The organism is Acidiphilium sp. PM (assembly GCF_000219295.1).
GTDB lineage: Bacteria > Pseudomonadota > Alphaproteobacteria > Acetobacterales > Acetobacteraceae > Acidiphilium > Acidiphilium multivorum.
The window spans coordinates 1-1155 of sequence record NZ_AFPR01000236.1 but is presented as its reverse complement, the minus strand read 5'-3'; the positions used below and the strand labels follow the sequence as shown (position 1 = coordinate 1155).

Sequence of the window (1155 nt, the reverse complement as noted above, 5' to 3'; positions counted from 1 at the left end):
ATGATGGCCGACCCGCGGATCTTCAGCCATTTCCAGCTCGTGCCGGTCCGGCCGGACCGCAAGACGGCGGGCGCCGCCGCCGCCGCCACCACCGTCCTGCACGCCTTCGGCGGCTTCTTCTGCCGGGCCTTCCGGGTCCACGATTTCATGCTCGGCCGGCTGAACATGCGCGACTATCTGCGCCGCGTGCTGATCCTGCGCGCCGACAACCCGCTCTTCGACGGCTGGAGCCTCGCCGAGCGGCAACGCCACGCGCTCGATGCCGATGGCGCCCCCCTGCCCACGGTAGACGGCGCGACACCCCCCGCCGCCTACTGGCTGCCGGTGATCCCCGACAGTCTCGGCCCGACGCCCGGCGGCCATGCCGGCATCCTGCCCTGGCCCGCGGGGCAACTCGACCCCGAAACGCTGCGCCCGGCACTCGGCCAGCGGGTGGCCGCCCTTCTCGCCATCGCGCAGAAAGACGAGATCTCGGGGCTGCTGGCCAATCTCTGGTTCGACGCCGGCGAACGCTTCATCTCGGCGCGGATCACCGGCGATATCGTCGCCGCCTTCCGGGCGGCGCTCGAACGGCACGATCTGCTGCCGCGCGCCGGCGGCGCCGGCTGAGGCGCCCGTTACCGCGCGCGAGCGTGGCCGGCATCCACCAGCGCGAAGAGCAGGACGAGCCCGATCACGGCAAAGCCGGCGCTGGCCAGGAAGGTCGCCGCCGGCCCGGCCAGGCTCCACGCCACGCCGGCGAGCAGGCTCGCCGCCAGCAGCGCCACCCCGCCGGCGAGGTGAAAGATGCCGAACGCCGTGCCCCGCGCCGTCTCCGGCGCCGCGTCGGACACCAGCGCCGACAGCACGCCCTGGGTCAGCCCCATATGCAGGCCGAACAGCGCGATGCCGGCCATGCCCACCACAAGGCCCGGCGCGAAGCCGAGGCACAGATCGGCGAGCACCAGCACCCCGAATCCGGCCGCCAGCACGCCCCGCCGGTCCAGCCGGTCCGCCAGCCGCCCGGCCGGATAGGCCGCAAGCCCGTAGACCACGTTCATCACCACCAGCACCGCCGGGGTGAGCGCCAGCGGCAGGCCGAGGCCGCGGGCGCGCAGCACGAGGAACGCCTCGCCGAAGCGGGCGAGCGTCAGCACCGCGCCGGCGAGCACGACG

1 protein-coding gene and 1 pseudogene are annotated in these 1155 nt (G+C 74.2%); one reads left to right on the top strand and one right to left on the bottom strand.

The annotated features are described in order from the left end of the window. Positions 1-609 (top strand): annotated as a pseudogene (locus tag APM_RS10335) (patatin); the annotation flags it as partial. Positions 610-617: 8 nt separating this feature from the next. Here APM_RS10335 and APM_RS10330 read toward each other — a convergent pair. Continuing rightward, positions 618-1155 (bottom strand): MFS transporter (locus APM_RS10330; RefSeq protein ID WP_007423319.1); only part of this gene is annotated, 538 nt, incomplete at its 5' end.